General features: G+C 46.0%; 12 protein-coding genes. 11 read left to right on the top strand and 1 reads right to left on the bottom strand.

Annotation, left to right across the window (positions count from 1 at the left end):
- The first annotated feature begins 32 nt into the window (after nt 1–32).
- The 11 genes from ACOOEY_RS07260 (at nt 33) to ACOOEY_RS07210 (ending at nt 12,686) form a co-directional block, all read left to right on the top strand.
- Nucleotides 33–2,093, top strand: a complete 2,061-nt coding sequence (locus ACOOEY_RS07260) for a ComEC/Rec2 family competence protein (RefSeq protein WP_420388007.1) — start codon at nt 33–35, stop codon at nt 2,091–2,093.
- Entirely contained in the window at nt 2,090–2,863 is a 774-nt protein-coding gene (locus tag ACOOEY_RS07255; RefSeq protein WP_420388643.1) for an enoyl-CoA hydratase/isomerase family protein, read from the top strand. Before ACOOEY_RS07260 ends, ACOOEY_RS07255 begins: the two co-directional genes overlap by 4 nt.
- 20 nt (nt 2,864–2,883) lie before the next feature.
- The gene (locus ACOOEY_RS07250; RefSeq protein ID WP_420388006.1) at nt 2,884–3,336 is read left to right on the top strand and encodes a hypothetical protein; all 453 of its coding nucleotides are present in this window, start codon (nt 2,884–2,886) and stop codon (nt 3,334–3,336) included.
- A gap of 65 nt (nt 3,337–3,401) precedes the next feature.
- The gene (locus ACOOEY_RS07245; RefSeq protein WP_420388005.1) at nt 3,402–5,336 is read left to right on the top strand and encodes a RecQ family ATP-dependent DNA helicase; all 1,935 of its coding nucleotides are present in this window, start codon (nt 3,402–3,404) and stop codon (nt 5,334–5,336) included.
- A gap of 36 nt (nt 5,337–5,372) precedes the next feature.
- The gene (locus ACOOEY_RS07240; RefSeq protein ID WP_420388004.1) at nt 5,373–5,957 is read left to right on the top strand and encodes a hypothetical protein; all 585 of its coding nucleotides are present in this window, start codon (nt 5,373–5,375) and stop codon (nt 5,955–5,957) included.
- 11 nt (nt 5,958–5,968) lie between these two features.
- Nucleotides 5,969–6,334, top strand: coding sequence for a carboxypeptidase-like regulatory domain-containing protein (locus ACOOEY_RS07235; RefSeq protein ID WP_420388003.1), 366 nt, complete (start codon nt 5,969–5,971; stop codon nt 6,332–6,334).
- Complete coding sequence (locus ACOOEY_RS07230) at nt 6,312–6,890, top strand: NUDIX hydrolase (protein WP_420388002.1); 579 nt, start codon at nt 6,312–6,314, stop codon at nt 6,888–6,890. Before ACOOEY_RS07235 ends, ACOOEY_RS07230 begins: the two co-directional genes overlap by 23 nt.
- A gap of 37 nt (nt 6,891–6,927) precedes the next feature.
- On the top strand, nt 6,928–9,759 hold the full coding sequence (locus ACOOEY_RS07225; RefSeq protein ID WP_420388001.1) for a FlgD immunoglobulin-like domain containing protein: 2,832 nt from the start codon (nt 6,928–6,930) through the stop codon (nt 9,757–9,759).
- Nucleotides 9,760–9,810: 51 nt separating this feature from the next.
- Complete coding sequence (locus tag ACOOEY_RS07220) at nt 9,811–10,530, top strand: tetratricopeptide repeat protein (protein ID WP_420388000.1); 720 nt, start codon at nt 9,811–9,813, stop codon at nt 10,528–10,530.
- Nucleotides 10,518–11,495, top strand: coding sequence for an L-threonylcarbamoyladenylate synthase (locus ACOOEY_RS07215; RefSeq protein WP_420387999.1), 978 nt, complete (start codon nt 10,518–10,520; stop codon nt 11,493–11,495). Before ACOOEY_RS07220 ends, ACOOEY_RS07215 begins: the two co-directional genes overlap by 13 nt.
- Nucleotides 11,496–11,498: 3 nt before the next feature.
- On the top strand, nt 11,499–12,686 hold the full coding sequence (locus ACOOEY_RS07210; protein WP_420387998.1) for a phosphoglycerate kinase: 1,188 nt from the start codon (nt 11,499–11,501) through the stop codon (nt 12,684–12,686).
- A 92-nt stretch (nt 12,687–12,778) separates the two neighbouring features.
- Here ACOOEY_RS07210 and ACOOEY_RS07205 read toward each other — a convergent pair whose 3' ends face one another.
- Nucleotides 12,779–18,112, bottom strand: a complete 5,334-nt coding sequence (locus tag ACOOEY_RS07205) for a gliding motility-associated C-terminal domain-containing protein (protein ID WP_420387997.1) — start codon at nt 18,110–18,112, stop codon at nt 12,779–12,781.
- Nucleotides 18,113–18,119: the final 7 nt, after the last annotated feature.

The raw sequence follows: 18,119 nt of genomic DNA, 5'->3' as shown, positions 1-18,119 counted from the left end.
TGAAAAGTTTTTCAATCTGCAAAAGTACAGGCATGATCTTTCAGCGGTATCCCTTCCTTCGTTTTAGCCTTTTCTTTATTCTGGGCATTGTCAGTCGTCATTACCTTGGCGAAACCGTCATGCTGCCGGCTTGGGCTTTAGGTTTTCTGTTTCTGGTTTATCTCTGGCTTATGCGGAAGTATTCACTTCGCAACCAGCGCTATTTGGCCATGTTGGGCTTTCTGCTGTTGTTTAACCTGGGAGCTTATCGGCTTGACTTTTTTCTGATAGAAGATTCTTCGATCGATCATGAAATATTGGCTTATAAGGCGCAGGTAATTTCCGATCCAGAACAAAAGGCCAGGTCCATCAGGGCCGTGATAGAAGTCTATGAGGTATATAGCGATAGTTCCTGGGTTTCAGCGGTCGGCAGGGTCAATGCCTATTTTGCTCAGGAGCTGGCAGAGAGTCTGCGGTACGGAGATTTGATCTGGGTGAAAGGCTCTCCTCAAACCACTGAACCTCCCGCCAACCCCGGAGCTTTCGATTATGCCAATTACCTGGCCTATCAAAATATCCGCTATCAGCAATTTATAGGGGATGAGTTTGAGCCTATCGGAAATGAAGCTCCTAACCAATTGGAGGAAATGGCCATTGATATCAGGGAGAAAGCAGTGAGCCTGATTAAACAGTATGTTCCTGACCCAAGAGCGGGAGCCGTTGTTCTGGCCTTGGTATTGGGAGTGAAGGACGATCTGGATAATGAGCTCATTCAGTCTTTTTCCGCTACCGGAGCAATGCATGTTTTGGCCGTTTCAGGCTTACATGTGGGAATTATCTATGGAATGCTCTTTTGGCTGCTCAAGCGCTTACGTTGGCATAAAAGAAAATACAGGTGGGCCATGTTCTTCATCAGCCTGACGGTTCTCTGGGCCTATGCCTTACTCACCGGACTGGCTCCTTCGGTTCTTAGAGCAGTAACTATGTTCTCTTTTGTGGCCATGGGTAGAGCCTTGTTCAGGAAAGGTAACATCTACAATACCCTGGCACTTTCTGCCCTCGCGCTCCTGATTTATAACCCTTACCTGATTATGAGTGTGGGCTTTCAGCTTTCTTTTCTGGCTGTATTTGGTATTGTTTTTCTTCAGCCGAGGCTTTATCAACTCTGGCAGCCCCGGTTCTGGTTGCTGGATAAGGCCTGGGCGATAACTTGTGTTTCTATTGCAGCTCAACTAGCTACAGCTCCTTTGAGTATGTTGTACTTTCATCAGTTTCCGAGCTACTTTCTTATTTCCAACCTCTTTATTATTCCGGCCGCATTTGCCATACTGTCCTGTGGCCTTCTGTTGCTGGCCCTTTCCTGGCTACCTGCGTTGGACTTTTGGATAGGGAAGGCATTGACGTGGTTCGTAACTCTGGTTAATCAGACAGTGGAAGGAGTGAGCCGATTCCCGGGTAGCACGATTGAAGGGATCTACTTTTCCATTGCTGATACCTGGATAATCTATGCTCTGTTACTGGCTCTTATTGCCTTTTGGGTGAACAAGAAAAAGCAAATGCTGAGGTATGCCATCGCTTTGGCCCTGGCCTTTTCTGTTTCCCAAATTTCTCATTGGAAGGAATATGTCAACACTTATGAAGTCAGTGTGCTCGATGTCTCGGGCCAGTCGGCTATTGATCTCAGGTCCGGGTTTAACTTCAGCCTAATCGCTGACTCTTCCTTTCTTGCAGATAAGGCCAGCCAGCAGTTCAATCTTTCCGGTAAGCGACTATTGGCAGGGCAGGCCGTAGACGATCAAAACCTGCCAATAGTGAAGACCAGCTTTGAATTTGGTGAGCTGGCTGTTATTCATGGTCGGTCAGTGCTTTGGTTGAATAAAAAGGTGCGCAGTAAATCAGCCTTATCCATTGTTCCTGATGTACTGGTGATTTCCCATAATGCCATTGAAAATGAAGAGGAACTGGAGGCCTTCAGCCATTCCGGCCAAATCGTTGTGGATCGCACTAACTCCTACAGGACACAAAATACTTTGATGAAACTGGCAAAGGAAAAAAGCCTCAATATGCATGTTGTCGCCTTCAATGGCTATTTTAGCAGTCTATGGAGAAAATGAACTTTGTTGAATACACAGTAAAAGATAGAATAGGCACTATTACACTCAACCGGCCTGATAAGCGCAATGCGCTGAATGAACGGGTTGTGAGTGAATTAAAACAGGCCTTTGCCAGAGCAGCCGAAGATGACTCAGTCAAGGTAATTGTATTGGCTGCCAGAGGTTCCGCTTTTTGTGCCGGTGCCGATCTTGCCTACCTGCAACAACTACAGCAAAATACTTATGAGGAAAACCTGGCCGACTCGAGTCATTTAAAGGAACTCTTCTACCAGATATATACTCATCCTAAAGTAGTCATTGCCAAAATTCAGGGACATGCCATTGCCGGAGGTTGTGGTCTGGCAACTGTTTGCGATTTCTCCTTTGCAGTTGAGGAGGCCCAATTTGGTTACACCGAAGTTCGTATCGGGTTTATTCCTGCCATTGTTAAGGTCTTCCTGTTAAGAAAAATCGGTGAAGGCAAATCCAAAGAGTTGCTTCTATCCGGTGAGTTGATCACTGCTCAGGAAGCGAAAGGCTTCGGCCTGATCAATCATGTGGTTCAGCCCGATGAGCTTGATGAAAAAGTCAGTGAGTTTGCCAGAAAGCTGGTGAAGAAGAACTCAGGTCAGTCCATGCAGTTCACCAAGCAAATGATTGCTGCGGTACAGGAAATGGGACTGGAAGAAGGACTGGATTATGCTGCTGAGCAGAATGCTAAAGCCCGTGCTTCTGAAGATTGTCAGAAGGGAATTGCAGCTTTCCTCAATAAGGAAAAGCCCAGCTGGTAAACCATTAACAAAGGTCAAAAATGGACAACACGCAAAAGAAATATGACTCCATCGAAAAGGAGTACTTTCACTTACAGTCTGTCATAGAGTCTTTCGACTCCAAATCGCTGACCATAAAGGCATGGAGTGTCTCTATTGCAGGAGCCATAGCAGGTTCCAGCGCCTTTACTGACAACAGGATGATCATTCTCTTTGCTTCATTGGTCAGTCTCATGTTCTGGCTTATCGAAGCTTCATGGAAGACTTTCCAGTATGCCCACTACAAAAGGCTTTGGGAGATCGAAGCTTTTATGAGGGAAAAGGGCGGCTCGATTGATAACCTGCAGATTGGGGCTTCCTGGAGTTCATCGTATCATTCGGGTGGATTGAAGAGATTATTCAGAGTCATGTTTTGGCACCATGTCATGTTACCGCATGGAGCCATGTTCTCATTATTACTACTGGTTTACATCCTCCTGCAATACATTTTATAGCCTAAGCTTTTACAGATTTCAATGAGTGGCATGTTGGTTAGCTTGTTTTTGATAATTTCATCTTTATGAATCAGCCGATTGACATCCTGAAGCAGTACTGGGGCTATGAAGCCTTTCGTCCTTTGCAGGAAGAAATTATTCAGGCTGTCATCAATCAGCAGGATGTACTGGCCTTGCTGCCAACAGGTGGAGGTAAGTCTATTTGCTTTCAGGTGCCTGCCATGGCCATGGAAGGTTTATGCCTGGTCATTTCCCCACTGATCGCCCTGATGAAAGATCAGGTAGCACAGCTACAGAAAAGAGGTATCTCAGCAGCAGCCCTACATGCCGGGCAAGGGAAAAGAGAAATTGATTATCTGCTGGATAATGCGGCCAACTCTGATCTTAAATTTCTTTACTGTTCACCGGAGCGGCTGAAGTCGGAGCTCTTTCTAGAGCGGATCAGGAAGGTAGTTGATAAACGAGGGGTGTGTCTGCTGGCAGTCGATGAAGCTCACTGTATTTCGCAATGGGGTTACGACTTCAGACCAGCGTACCTCGAAATTGCTCAACTCAGAACTTTGCTGCCCGAAACTCCGGTGGTGGCTTTAACGGCTACCGCCACTCCCAGAGTGCGGAAAGATATTCAGGAGAAGCTTGAGTTTAAAAATCCACAAATCTTTACCAAGAGTTTTGCCCGACCGAACCTGTCCTACTCAGTTCGTTTTGAGGAGCATAAAGAGCGAAAGCTACTGGAAGTCTTGCAGAAGGTGGGAGGCTCGGCTGTGGTCTATGTAAGTACCCGTAAACACGCCAGAGAGGTCGCCCAAATGCTGGTGCAAAATCATATATCTGCCGATTACTATCATGCCGGCCTTACTTTTCAGGAGCGATCCATTAAACAGGAAGATTGGATTCATAACAGAACCCGGGTCATTGTTTCTACCAATGCCTTTGGTATGGGAATCGATAAGCCTGATGTGAGAGTTGTGGCTCACATGGACCTGCCCGATAATCTCGAAGCCTACTATCAGGAGGCCGGAAGAGCCGGGCGTGATGAGAAAAAGGCCTTTGCTGTACTTATCTGCAATCAGCCGGATGTAGAAAGATTACGAAAGAAGACAGAGCAGTCTCTCCCTGATGTGGATACGCTAAGGGATGTTTACCAAATGCTGGGTAATTACTTCCAATTGGCCGTGGGGAGTTGGCCTCAGGAAAGCTTTGACTTCGACTTTGAGCTGTTCTCCAAACGCTTCCAAAGACATCCGCTGGAGATCTTCAATGCCCTGAAAGTTTTGCAGGAGCAAGGTCTGATTCATTTGTCCGAAGCCTTCTTCAGTCCGAGTAAACTCAGGTTCAGTATTGACCAGCGAAAGATGTATGAGTTTCAGATAGCCAATGCACAGTTCGATCCACTCATTAAGGCATTGCTCAGACTGCATGGCGGAGAGCTATATCAGAATTTAGTCACGCTTCAGGAAAATAACCTGGCGGCTTTGCTGGGCAGTTCAGTGCAGCAGCTGAGAACCAATCTAAGCCATTTGGATCAGCGTGAGGTGGTTGAGTATGTTCCTCAGAAAGAGTTGCCACAGCTCAGTTTTCTTACTCCGAAACAGGCTATTGATCAATTAGCCATTGACCAGAAGGCCCTTCAGTCTAAACGCAGGTCGAAGATGGGGAAAATGGAAGCGGTTATTTCCTATCTCCACGAAGAAGAGGTCTGCCGTACCCGTTTATTGCTGGAGTATTTCGGTGAAACCGGTTACCAGAACTGTGAGGTATGCGATAACTGCCTCAGAAGACATAAGCATGAAAAGGACGATTATCACCGCTCGCATTATAAAAAGCAATTACTTGAGTTGCTGAAAAAGGATGATGACCTCAATGAAGAGGAACTGATCAAAATACTGGACCCTTCAGACAAATCTATATTTCTGGAAGTACTCTCAGAATTGATAGATCATGGCGATTTACACTACAATGAATTCGGCTACCTAAAGCTTTCCAGAAGTCATAAATAAGTCGTTTCCTTTCTGCCTAATCCTTACCTTTGGGCCATGAGTTTTTTCGATGATGTAGTAGGGAAACTATTTGGGAAGCAAGCTTCGAAGGCCGCATATATTCATGAAATGCTGGAGCGATCTGAGAAGGAGCTGGAGGCTTATGAACTTTGGCTGGTTGGGACAGAGAAGAGTGACCTGCTTCGGGAAATCGAAAGAGGCTACTACCTCAAAAAGCAGGGCATACTTTCAGAAATCGATGTGCATTTGCTGGATAGTAAATATGCCAATGGCTTTGCGGTGAGCTATAATCAGGCTATCGGAAAAGAAAGTTTCAGAAATATTTTTGACTACCTGAAAGATAAAGTGCTGGAGAACGGGTATAAACTGGCTCAGGGTGACCGGAGAATTCTGGATAAGGAGAATCATGAAGAAACCATCGAGAAATGGTATCTGAAGCCTATTTCGGAAGACCTGGAAAGTCAACTTGTCAATCAGAGATTCGGAAACGTACTGATTGAAAAGATTGATGTAGACAGAAAGCCCAGTTATATAAAATTCATGGCAAATGTCTACCAGGATCGTCAATATACAGTAGCAGAACCTTTTCAGGATTTGCTCGATAAAGTCTTTGAATCATAAACATGAAAAACATGAGAAAGTATTTGCTAATCGCATTACTCAGTGTGGCAGCTTTCGGCTTGAAGCAGGAGGCCCAGGCCCAGATTTTTAATACCAAATTGAAAATAACCGTAGTAGATGAGTTGGGGAATGTCATGGAAGGGGCCAAGGTGACCCTTTATGCCAACGCCAACGACTATAGAAATGAAACCAATCCGGTTCAGGAAACCATGATGACCAATAAGAAAGGCATCGTTACTTTTAAAAAGCTCGACAAGAAAGAGTATTATGTCAAAGTAATTAAGGGAGATAAAACCAATGCCGGAGGAGGTGAGATTATCTCAGACCTGGAACCTAAAAAGCTGAATAAAGCCAATGTCGTTATCTCAGAACTCTGACAGAACGAAATTAAGAAATCAATTATCGGCTTATGAGCCGATGAACCAATCAGAAAAGGCATTCCGTGAAAGAATGCTTTTTTTGCTTGATCACCACGACAACTGTTTCGAAAGAAGCCTGCTACATGCTCACTTTACAGCCTCTGCCTGGATCGTTAATCCTGAGATGACCCATTGTCTGCTGACCCATCACGCTAAGCTCGACCGATGGTTGCAACTGGGAGGGCATGCCGATGGAGATGCCAATCTTCAAAATGTTTGCCTGAAAGAGGTTAGGGAAGAATCCGGTTTGACGGACATAAGACTATTCAACGGGGAAATTTTCGATATAGACATTCATTTGATTCCTGAGCGTAAGGGTATTCCGGCTCATGATCATTATGATGTTAGGTTTCTGGTCATAGCTACCTTACAAGAGGCTCTTCAATTTAACCATGAAGCGAAAGATATGAAGTGGATTGAATTGCAGGAAGTGCATAACTTAACAGAAGCCAATGACTCTATTCAGAGAATGGTAAACAAAACATTAGAATTAAGCATTATTAATAAGACTTGACTGTACTCTGAGCCAATACCAGCGTTATATTTAACCGATGAATAAAGCCAAACTCTCCTTTCTTCTACTCAGTTCAGTTGTTGTTTACGTTCTGGTTTGCACAGGCTTGTTGTTTATTCCGGCACATCAGGAGCTTCCTCAGTTGGAAAACCCTGAATCCTCTTTCTTTCAGGAAGGGAATGTGCAGTCAAGAGCAGACTATGAGGAGCAGATGATTGTCGATCCGGTCTCCGGGTCCGTGCCACAAGACATCCGAAGAAAGGAACTGACCTATGCCCGTCAGGTAGAGTTTCAAAACGAGATACTCCGTACCCGTTTTGAAAAGGCAGGTGCCTCGCAAACCCAAATGAATACCTGGAAGGGAATTGGTCCCTATAATATCGGGGGAAGAACCCGTGCCGTGGGTATGGATGTTCGTGATGAAAATATTCTATTGGCCGGAGGGGTATCCGGAGGTATCTGGAAATCTACTGATCTGGGTACTACCTGGTCGAGAAAAGGAGAGGCCGGTCAGGTGCAGGGTGTAACGGCTATTGCACAAGATACCCGACCTGGCAAAGAGGATACCTGGTATTATGGAACTGGTGAGTTGGTGGGGAATTCCGCCAGAGCACCGGGAGCACCCTTCCGCGGTGATGGTATCTTTAAGACAAATGATAATGGTGAAACCTGGCAGCCACTGGCCAGCACGCAAATCAATTCACCTGGCTCATTTGGTTCACCTTTTCAATATGTCTGGGACATTGCCACCGGGCTCAACAACGGACAGGATGAAGTTTATGCTGCTGTATTTGGGGGAATAGTGAAATCAACCGATGGAGGCCAGTCATGGACCACAGTATTAGGTGCCGATCTACTGGGAGCTCCGGCTGGTACCGATTTGAATAATATCCAGTCAGTTTTTTATACCGATGTTCATCGGGCAGCTGACGGTGTGCTTTATGCCTCATTAAGCTCTGCCACCAATGACCCGGAGGCATTGTCACCTCTGGCAGGAGTTTATCGCTCAGAAGATGGAGTTACCTGGACCAGGGTCTTGAATCTGGCCAATGTTTTCAGCCGCAGAATCATTATCACCACTTCAAGGACTAATCCGGAGATAGCCTATTTTCTGGCCGACCGGGGAAGTGCAGGTTATGGACTTTGGAGATATTCGGTCACTTCAGGAGCTATTAGTTTCTCTACCAATGTACCTGACGGTTCCAGTGATATCGAAGCCTTTGAATCACAGTCTTCTTATAATATGGCCATAGGTATTCATCCGAACGACCCGAATGTGGTTTACATCGGAGGAACCAACCTTTACCGGTCAACAGATGGCTTTTCAAGCCGTAGAAATACCACCTGGATAGGAGGTTATAACCCGAATGATGGAGAGAATGAGCCTGACCTTTATCCGGAACATCACCCTGATCAGCATGACATTCTCTTCCTGCAATCCGATCCGAATAAGATGATTTCGGCCAATGACGGAGGGCTTTTCCTAACCAACAACAACCTGGCGGATGAAGTAGAGTACACTTCACTCAACAATGGCTTTGTGACCACCCAATTCTATTCGGCCGGGTATAGCCAATACTTTGAAGATGATTTTGCCATTGGTGGTACACAGGACAATGGCTCTATTCTCACCTTTGATACTGACTTTAGTGAGGGCCCCAATGGTCTGGGGATTATCGGGGGTGATGGTGGCTTTGTAGAAACCACTCCTTTCGGTGTTTACTACTACATGTCATTCCAAAACTCTCAGATTTACAGACTGACTTTCAATGCACAGGGACAGTTAACTTCTTTCGCCAGAGTAGATCCCATTGGTGGAGGTTCTGATCCCTCGCAACCCTACCTTTTTGTGAATCCATATATTCTCGATCCAAATAATGCCAACCGCATGTACCTGGCTGGTGGAGATCATATCTGGTTCAACCGGAACCTTTCACAAATCCCTTCCGGGTCACAAACACCCACTGGGGTAAACTGGACTCGCCTGGATCGAACCGAGATTGATCAGGGAATTATTTCAGCAGTGGAGGTTTCTACCCAGCCAAGGAATATCGTGTACTACGGTACCTCTAATGGTCAGCTTTTTAAAGTCTTCAATGCACATTCAGATGTGTATGATGTCTTTGAAATAACCAGTGCTGCCTTCCCTGAAAACGCCTACATCCGCAATATTTCTGTAGACCCTACCGATGCAGACCATCTGGTGGTTTCTTTCTCCAACTACGGTGTGCCGAGTATTTTCAGAAGTACTGATGGTGGGCAAACCTTTCAGGATATCTCTGGCAATCTGGAAGAGAACCCTGATGGTTCAGGGAATGGTCCTTCCGTCAGATGGGTAACCATTGTGCCGGTTGAAGGAGGTAGTCATTATTTTGCGGCTACTAGTACAGGCTTGTATTCATCTTTGCTTATTGATGGAGGCAATACGATATGGTTCGAAGAATCTCCCGATGTCATTGGCAAGTCAGTGATTAACATGATAGACTACCGAAGGTTTGACGGTAAAATGGTAGTGGCCTCTCATGGTCATGGTATGTACACCACCCAACTGCCCAATGTTACTCCGGAAGAACCGCTGGATGTGGGATCAGACTTTGTCTTTGAAAGCCTTTACCCGAATCCATTCTCAGATCAGGTAGGTATTAAACTGGTCTTGCCGGAAACTCAGTTTGTGGTGATCCGGATTTATGATTCATCAGGAAGTCAGGTCAGGATTATAACCAGTAATCTGGGCTTTGTTGGAGAAAATGAATTCTTCTGGGATGGTACTGATGTCTATGGAAATCCCGTATCTAACGGCATTTATTTGATTCGTGTCACCTATAAAGGAAGAAGTGAAGTAAGGCGAGCTATTCTTCAACGCAATTAATCTTTCCCAACTCTTTTAGTACTGCTATCTTTACGCCCTCAAACACGAACTATGGGCAAGTACATTAGCAGAATTATTATTGGTTTTATTTTGGTTCAGGGTTTTATGGCCTGTTCTCCATCTGAAGAAGAACTGGTTGAAGAAGGAAGAAACCTGATGGCAACCGAGCAATATCCTGAAGCCGTTAAAAAACTCAATGCTGCGCTGGACAAGAACCCGGAAAACTACACGGCCCTGAATGCCAAAGGAGTGGCCCTGTTGAGGCTCGGGCAGCTGGACGAATCGATCGAAGTATTCACCACTGCCATCAATGTTGATACCACTCAGTACCAGGCTTTCTTTAACAGAGGCAATGCCTTTAGAATCCTGGGAAGAGATAATGAGGCCATGCTGGACTATGACTATGTGATTAACCTGAAACCAGATGTGGTAGACGCTTATGTAAACAGAGGAGCAATACTCTTCAAGTACAATGAATTTGACCGCGCACTCTTCGATTTTGAATTTGCGCTGAGAATGGACCCCAATAATGCGCTACTCTATTTGAACAAGGGAAAAGCTGAGTTGAGAATTAATAATTCAGATGACGCTATTTATGATCTGAAAAAGGCCATTGAAATGAATCCGGGATACGGAGAGGCTTATTACTGGTTGGGTTTGGCCGAAGTAGCTTTGAATAACAGAACTACAGGTTGTGAGTATCTGACAAAGGCTCAGGAATTAAACTTTGAGGGCGCTGCAGAGGCAGTAGCTCAAAATTGTATGCAATAGTGGCACAAATTGGTACTGACATAGTACAAGCTAAACAGTTCCTGGAAGCAGGAGAGTTAGTGGCTATTCCAACCGAGACCGTCTATGGTCTGGCGGCTAATGCCCTGAATGAAGAAGCCGTAGCCAAGATATTCAAGGCCAAGAACAGACCCTCTTTCGATCCATTGATAGTTCATGTGAATAGCCTGGAAAGGGTCAGTCAATTTGTGGAAGAAATACCAGAGCAAGCTAAAAAGCTTGTTTCCAATTACTGGCCAGGTCCGGTGACTATTCTGCTTCGGAAAAAGGCGATTGTGCCCGATTTGGTTACCTCAGGTCTTGATTCTGTGGCTGTGAGGGTTCCCTCACATCCACTTACTTTAGACTTGCTGGCCTCTCTTGAGTTTCCTTTGGCCGCTCCAAGTGCCAATCCTTTCGGTTATGTCAGTCCCACAGAGGCAGCACATGTTGAGGCGCAATTGGGCAATCAGGTGAGTTATATCCTCGATGGAGGTACCTGCCGGGTGGGAGTAGAGTCTACCATTGTTAGCTTTCTTCATGAAAAACCGCGTGTCTTAAGGTTGGGAGGCCTGGCCGTGGAAGACATAGAAGCCCTGATCGGAGAAGTAGAAGTCAATGAACATTCCAGTTCTACGCCTGCTGCACCAGGCATGTTGAAAAGCCATTACTCACCCGGTAAATCGATTGAATTGATTAATGGGTTCGACTTCACCAGGGTCAGTGATTTTTCTGAACTTGGAACCATTGTTTTTGATACAATGCTGAAAGACATTCCGGCTGAAAATCAGGTGGTTTTGTCTAAAAGTGCTAATCTCGATGAAGCTGCGAGAAATTTGTTCTCAGCCTTGAGATTGCTGGATCAAAAACCGAATATTAAAACAATACTCACAGAGTACGTGCCCAACCATGGTTTGGGACGTGCGATTAACGACAGAATAAAAAGAGCAACCGCTAATAAAGATTGACCTATGAAAACCATCAACGACTTTGATTTTTCAGGCAAGAGAGCACTCATCAGAGTGGATTTCAATGTGCCTTTAGATAGTGATTTTAATATAACAGACGATACAAGAATAAAAGCAGCCGTTCCTACTATTCAGAAAATCCTGGATGAAGGTGGTGCGGTTGTACTCATGTCTCACCTGGGACGCCCTAAAGAGGGACCAGAAGATAAGTTTTCATTGAAGCACCTGGTGGCTCATCTGTCAGAGGTTTTCGGTAGAGCTGTTAAGTTTGCTACTGACTGTATTGGTGATGAGGCGGAAGCACTTTCCTCTCAATTGCAACCGGGTGACATCCTGCTGCTGGAAAACCTGCGATTCTACAAAGAAGAGACTGCGGGTGATGAGGATTTTGCCAGGAAACTTTCGGCTCATGGTGATATTTATATCAACGATGCCTTTGGAACAGCACATAGAGCGCATGCTTCAACTTCAATCATTGCTCAGTATTTCGAAGATAAAGGTTGTGGTTTTGTAATGCAGGCTGAGCTGGATAATGCTCAGAAAGTGCTGGACAATGCACAAAAGCCTTACACGGCCATTATGGGTGGTGCGAAGATTTCTGACAAGATTCTCATCATCGAAAGGTTGTTGGAAAAAGTAGACAACCTGGTGATTGGTGGTGGTATGGCTTATACCTTCTTTAAGGCTATTGGCGGGCAAATTGGTAATTCGCTGGTAGAGGAAGATAAGCTTGATCTGGCCAATGAGTTAATCAAAAAGGCCAAAAGCCTTGGTGTAAATCTCATGTTGCCAATCGACTCCGTTATCGCAGATGCTTTCAGCAATGACGCAAATATTCAGATTTGCATGAATACTTCTATCCCTGATGGCTGGATGGGTCTTGATATCGGACCGGAAGCCGCTGAGGTATTTAGCCAAAGCATCAAGGAGTCTAAAACCATCCTTTGGAACGGTCCAATGGGAGTATTCGAAATGTCTAAGTTTGCCGCGGGCACTAAGGCCGTAGCTGATGCTATTGTTGAAGCGACCAGGGGTGGTGCTTTCTCATTGATTGGTGGAGGCGATTCAGCTGCCGCTGTGAATACCCTGGGTTATGGAAATGATGTTTCCTACGTGTCAACAGGTGGAGGTGCTTTGCTGGAATATATGGAAGGTAAGGAGTTGCCGGGAGTAGCGGCATTAGAAGCCTAGTTACAAAAGCTTAATAAGAAAGGGCTGTCTCAAAAGTCTTGCCTTCAGTTGATGTGCAAGATTAGCTTTTGAAACAGCCCTTTTTTATGCTCTTATCTGATTACCGCTACGGCACCTTTTCTTTCGAATACGCCACGTTCCGGCTCAAATCTAGAAGTGAATCTGATCACATAAGGATAAGTTCCTAACGGTACCAATTCGCCATTGAATGTACCGTCCCACTTAAATTCGAGTGTATTGCTCTGATAAATCAGCTCTCCCCAACGGGTGTAAATGAAGATTTCAAAGTTGTCTACGAAGTCATTAGGGAATACTGAGAAGGTATTGTTGGGTTCCGGGCTGCTAGGTGCAAAAGCGTTTGGCGCAATGATTTCCGGATCACAGCTTTCGATGATGGTTACGGTATCTGTTCTCACACAACCAATAGCAGTCGTCATGGTAACCACATATTCGCCAGGCCCCATCACTTCCAGTGTCTGACCTCCCTGAGGATACGGCTGACCATCGAGTGTCCATTCATAAGTGTCAAAACCTCTGCCAGCCAGGAGTACCGGGTTGTTACTTCTGGTAGCGCAGTAGTAGTCAACCTCTGGTAAGAGGCCTTCAGGAATAGCTTGTCTTCTGATGTTAATGCTTCTTTCAATAAAACAGGTTCCGTTACTGATGTTTACTGTATAAGCTCCTTCATCCGTCACCTGAATTACAGCTCCCGTTTGTGCTATCGGTTGACCATCAAGTGTCCAGGTGAAGCTATTCGGGCTTCCGGCAGTTACGTCCACAGTGAGTGTTATAGGAGCGCCATCATCACAAGCCGGGCTTGAAGACAATGTGGCTTCAATTTCATCAGGAATAGTAATAGTCGAGCTCGCATTGCCATTACAGTTCAGGTTGTCGGCATGTCTTGCTGTTACCGTGTAGGTGCCCGATTGATTAACGGTGATGCTTCTGGTAGTAGCTCCATTAGACCAGTTGTAAGTATAAGTTGAACCCGGCTGAGGGTTTTGTACTTCGGCTTCTAAAGTAATTTGCCCTTCACAGACATCGCCAGTCTGATTAATCTGAACGATGGGCTGTATGGTCAAATCTACCACGACATCTTGTGTCACATCACATGAGCCAGGTGCTGAAGCAGTCACAGTGTAAGTACCACTCTGAGGGGCACTCACTGTACCACCAGCCGCAGCAAATCCACCCGGGCCTGTCCAGCTAAAAGTAGCTCCGGCTGTGGTGGAGGTGGCGGTTAAGGTAGCTGTAGCAGCACACTCCTCAACGAAAGGTTCGGTGGTCAGATCAACAGGCTGAGGCTCATTAATGACAATACCGGTCTGGCTTTGAACACAGCCTCCACTTGAAGTAATTTCCAGGTTGTAAGTTCCAGCGCTCAATCCACTCAATTCAAAATCAAAACTGGTGGCCGGAATAGCAGCATTGACTGTTCCAGATGTTGAAGTATTATCAGTGGTGTTTGTCAATACATAAGTAATTGGGAAAACATTGGCATCCAGAGACACGGTAATAGCTCCGGTAGGATTGGTACAATCTGCATCTGTCGGAGTTACAGCACTAATCGTGAAATCCGGAGGGTCATTCTGCACCTGAATATTGGAGACTGTATTTACACAGCCACTACTGTTATCTGTGAGTGTGACGGTATAAGTATCTGCTCCCAGATTGTTGATCAACTGAGTTGTTGGTCCATTAATTGACCCCTGTGTCACAACACCTGCTGAATTACCCGTTACCGTGTAGCTGTAACTTCCGGTGCTGGTCAGGTTAAGTTCGAAACTACCATTGGTAGCACCACAGGCAGGATTAATAATGTTTTGGGCGGTAGCCTGAGCTAATGGGTTCACTGTTACTCTCGTAGTATCATTCACGAAACACCCCACGGATATAGGGTCTTCAATTGAAACGACATAGAGATATTCTCCTGGTGTACTGCTGTCTACGGTTGCCCTTCGCTGGTTCGGCAGGGTCGTAGTAGAGTTGTCAGGATTAATGACAGTCCAGATATAATTGTTAGCCGTTACCTGTGGATCTAAGGTCAGCGGAGCATTCTGACATATGGTAGAGGCTTCGGGTAATTGTATTTCAAATGGTGGCCCCACGAATACTTCTCCCGAACTACTGCAGCCCAATGCATTGGAAATAGTAACTGTATAGATTTCCTGCTGAGTAACGGTGTAGGTCTGCGCTGTGGAAACCACATTGCCCTGGCTGTCAGTCCACTCATAAGTCAAGGTCGGATCGTTAGGAAGCCCCTGACGGGCATCCAATGTCTGAGTATCTCCCTCACATAAGGCAATGGCCTGAGGAATGGTCGGAGTCTCTGGTGTCCCTAATACTTGAATGGGTTGAACCAGTGTTGTATCAAAGCCACAACGGTTCGAAATGTTGAGTGAGATATTATACAACCCGGCCTGACTTTCTGTAAAGACATAAGCCGTGTCTTGTCCTTCGGCACTGAATATGGTGCTGTTATCGCTCTGGTCAGTGATAGACCAGACGAAAATATCTATATCTGAAGTACCGGACCCGGTCATTTCAATTCTCTGCTCCACACAAGTTTCATCAGGAGCGCTCATACCCGGCAATTGCTGAGGATTGGCGTTATTTTGAACAAAGTTCGGTAGGCCTAGTCGGGAATTTCCAACAGTCAATAATACACTTTGAGGAGTTAATGCCGAAAAGGCTGCTGTATCTTCATTGGCATTGATCTGACTTACAAAAGCTGAAGCGCCAGGGTTACCTGGGCTTTCTACGGCAACATATAATCCTCCATCAGGGCCGGTCTGAATCTGGCCAAAGTTGACATTCAATCCTGAGCTGGCCGCGATATTAGTTCTGGAAGCCAGACGGGTAGTTTCTGTCGACAAGGAATCAACCCGATACTCCAATACCCGACCTCCGGGAGAACCACCTGAACGGTTGTTCATGGTCACAAAGAGCTTATTGCCCCCGGTAGAGAAGTGGGCGTCATAAACCTCATCATTGGCCGGTCCACCTTCATTCAAATCGATTCTATATTCAAATTCAGACACCTCACCAGTGGTTTGATCAAAGCGGAATAGTTCGACATAGTCTTCCGTATCTTCTGCAATGGTTACCGCAATGCGCTGACCATCGGCAGAGAATTTCATTCCTGTCTGGGCAGTGTTGGCAAAGTTATAGGTGTGTATGCCTCCGGCTGAGGATAGGACGGGATTACCTATGCCATCGACTGTGATCGGATAGGACCTAAAGGTATGGTTGCCATATTCGTGTGCCAATAGCCAGAAACCACCACCCACCTCAAAGGCGGCCAGTCTTTCTGTATTATTGGCATAGAGTGTAATGTCTTTCAGGGTCACATCACCACGTCCATTGTCTGCCTTCATGTCGACAATCGCATACTTCAGCTCAAAGCTGTTTTCTCCATAGACCTCTTGTGTAGTAAAGACATAGTAGATGGTTTCATCTTCCGGTAAAGGGATAATCATCACGGATTGAACAGCCGTGCTATCTCCGCCTATTTCTGATCCATTGGGCATCTTGCCGTTCTCACGATTCCAGACAGAGGTTCCATTGGTGTAGAACAGGACATCGCCATTGGCATCTGATATGGTGGATGTCCCCGCGGGAGCATTCATGGCATGGGCTTCTGTAATACTTCGCGGAGGTGGATCGAGCCCCTCTTCCTCATTAAAGTCTATGCCGGCCCCGTTCCCGAAATACCAGATGTTGGCCGTTTGTCCTTCGTCACCATAAACGGTTACTCTTCCTGTACCATAAACCGGACAGCCACCACCTGTAGGGGTTACAACTACCCAGTAATCGCCTGATTCTGTTACATCAATGGTTTGTGTGGTTTCACCCGTACTCCAGAGGTATTCATAGGAGTCGGTTCCTCCACTGCCACCTCCTCCGGTGCCACCACCACCTCCACCACCTGAGCTTTGTGGTTCAGCATCGAGTGTCAGGACTTCACCGGGACAAATGGTAGTATCTGGTAAAGAAAGCTGTAAATCGTTCTCTTCAATATTGCCCGTAATGACTCCCGGATAGGTGAGTCCGTTAATTTCTACCGACACGGAACCTGTGAGTGGCCCGGCCTGATCGAAAGTAATGATGGGTGCAAATTGTTCTGACTGAATGCCCAGTGAGCTGAAATCCCACAAAACGCGACTAGGAATAGCCGTTGGCGGGTCGATGATAGGATAGAATTGTATGGGTGTATTCTGGCAAAGACTGCCGGCCTGCACGCCAACTGTAATGGTCGGCTGCAAATTTCTTTGTGGGCTGAACTGGCTGAAGTAGTCAGACTGCGGATCTACTCCATCGAATAAGGCTGCCTCGTAGTCAATAAGATTAACTGCACTGTCCGGAGCATTGATTCGGTTCAGTTGCATAACCCCACCTCCTGTTTCACGGGTAATGTGGTAAATGGTGCTGTCAGGGGCAAGTTGCAAACTAAGGCTTTCACCGGTAGGGTAGGTGTCTACCGTTTCTACGGCTGCTTCAGGGCGTGTATCCGTTACATCGAATCTATAGAGCCCTCCTTCTGTTCCGTTTCTGCTGAAATAGACAAACTGCCCCGAGAAAGACCATCCGGCTGATCCGCCATAATTCTCTGTCGCATCGAAAGAGTTAAGGATACTGCGTGAGAAGGTCAGGGTAGGGCCTGGTCCGCCACCTTCGAGAAACTGAATGATCTGAACATTGGCAGCGTTTGAGGGAATAATCGCGATTTGTCCTGTTCTGTTATGATAGGCGAAATGAGCAGCATCAACATCAACTGTCAGGTTGAGATTGCCAGCTGCATCAAAAGTCCCTCCCGGAGCAGGAATGGAGTAAAGTTCAAAAACTCCGGTAGTGGCGTCTTGTGTTAACAGCCAAAACTCAGTCATGTCGCTGGAGCCGATCACCAGCATACCATCGCCACGATTCGTAATTCCAGTTGAAATATTTTTCTCTGCAGGTCTTACCGCTCCTGATGGAGGCCCATCTACACGGTTGCCCTGTACTTCCATGTCAATGACTGTATACAATATTTCGCCTGCGGCATTCCTATGGAAGATATATTGTTGGTTTTGGAAGAGAGCACCCGGAACCGGGCTGGTGGCTAAACCTTGAATGGCAGCCGGGTCAGTGAAGATATTGTTTCCATCAGGCATGATCTGATGGGTGCCATCATAGATATTTACACCATCTGAATAGAACATCAGATCTCCAGTAGTGGGGTCAGTCGCAGTGACTTTTTCACCAATATTATTCTGAGCTACCTTGCCCTGACTGATGATGGGGGTGGCTGCCGGAGACTTGCCAAAGATCAAAGCCTGATCATTACCCGTGAAATACCAGTTATGTTGGGTATAATTCTGTGCTGTCAGCGTGAAAGTTTGGAACAGTACAGTAGCTATTAAGAGAGTTATTTGCTTCGCAGACACTTTATAA

The organism is Roseivirga sp. (assembly GCF_965216855.1).
Lineage (GTDB): Bacteria > Bacteroidota > Bacteroidia > Cytophagales > Cyclobacteriaceae > Roseivirga.
The sequence above is the reverse complement of the archived record's forward strand: the minus strand, read 5'-3'. Positions and strand labels throughout refer to the sequence as shown.